This window comes from Ornithinibacter sp. (assembly GCF_035443565.1).
In the GTDB taxonomy this organism is placed as follows: domain Bacteria; phylum Actinomycetota; class Actinomycetes; order Actinomycetales; family Dermatophilaceae; genus Fodinibacter.
Window position 1 is genome coordinate 1 of record NZ_DAORSO010000327.1, and the last position, 1,601, is coordinate 1,601.

Genomic DNA, 1,601 nt, shown 5'->3' on the forward strand with positions numbered 1-1,601 from the left:
CGTTATGCATCTGGGGCGTGTCTCTGCGCTGAGATTATGTATGTCCGAGTTGCTTCACCCACGGTCCCTTGTGGCAGCGTGGCCGTCTCGGTCATCGCAGGCTAGCTGGACGCCAGGCCTGGGTCCGCCATCAGGGGCCAGTGCTCAGCATCGTGCATGGCTTGACCGCCGTCCCCTTCGGGCGTGCTGCCGAGCAGGGCGCGGGTGAGTTGCTCGCTGTCGCTGAGCATCTCGGTGACAGCGGCGGTCAGGACCGAGTCCTCGACGCGGCGATTGGCCTCGGCGGCCGAGAGCACCGTGCGCCGGGCCAGCTCCTTGAAGAACGAGGCAGTCACACCGCCGCACCGCTGTGCAGCGTCGTCCAGGGCAGCGGGGGTCACCGGCAGGTCGCGAGCGTACAAGCCCAGCAGTGCACGGCGAGCGGTCTCATCGGGCAGAGGGATCTCCACGGCCAGGTCGACCCGGCCCGGGCGTTGGCTCAAAGCTGACTCGAGCAGGTCCGCGCGGTTGGTGGTCAGGATGAACGCCACATCGGCCTCAGCGGTCAGCCCGTCCATCGCATCGAGCAAGGTGAACAGCAGCGGCTGCGGGCCCATGTGCATCTCACGGTGCTCGGCGATCAGGTCTACGTCCTCGAGCACCACGACCGCCGGCTGCAACGCGTGCGCCAGCTCGGTGGCATCGGACACCAACCCCAAAGCGTTGCCCGACAGCACCACGCAGGTCACTCCGGGCATCGCCGCGAGCAGGTAACGCACCGTGTGCGTCTTGCCCGTGCCGGGCGGACCGTACAGCAGCAGACCACGCTTGAGGTGCTGCCCTGCAGCCCGCAACGCGTCGCGGTGCCGCACCGCACCAACCACATGGCGCTCCACCCGGGCCAGCGTCCCCTCAGGCAGAACCACCTCCTCCGCTGCCAGCGCCGGACGCTCCAGGAACCGGATCCCGCCCGCGCTGGGCTCGTACATGCCTCCCGTGAGGTCGAAGGCCAGAACCTGCCCCCGGAACACACTGCGCTCCACCATCAGCCGGCGCACCTGAGCCAGCAGCAGCTCGGAGACCTCACCGGTGGCGACCACCTCCAACCGGCACGCGTTGTCGTACTGCCGGTTCGCCGCCCGCTGCAACACCGCCACCGCAGCGCCATCGAAGTGGAACAGATGCACCCCCAGCGCGACCGCCTCACGCGAAGACGTCGGCCCGGTGTCCACCCGCGCCCGGTCCACCGCCCCGACCGGGGTCCCCCACGCCCCTCGGCGGGCCAGCATGTCACCGAACGTCTGGTGATGGCGCTGGTCCCCACCGCCGATCCCGACCAGCTCCCCACCCCCGTGGTCCGCCAGAAGGGCCTCCACCGCCACGTCCAGATTCACGAACTGGTGGCTCGGCACGTCCAACCGCACCACCGGCACCGTCGCCGGGTCGACGCCAAGGTGCCGCTCGACCACCTCCCCCAGCAGCGGGCCGCCCCCCTGCGCACCCGCACGCACCACCTCCAACGCCTCATCCACGAACCGCTGGAACGACGACATCACATCCCACGTGCGCTCATCCACGACCACGACGCTACCGGCCCCAGCCTCGCCCGAGGGGGAGACCGA

General features: G+C 69.8%; 1 protein-coding gene. It reads right to left on the minus strand.

What is annotated here, in order from left to right; translation table 11 throughout:
- Nucleotides 1-101: 101 nt before the first annotated feature.
- A complete protein-coding gene (locus PLL68_RS14930; RefSeq protein WP_324535442.1) occupies nucleotides 102-1,556 on the minus strand; it encodes an AAA family ATPase in 1,455 nt (484 codons plus the stop codon).
- Nucleotides 1,557-1,601 lie beyond the last annotated feature (45 nt).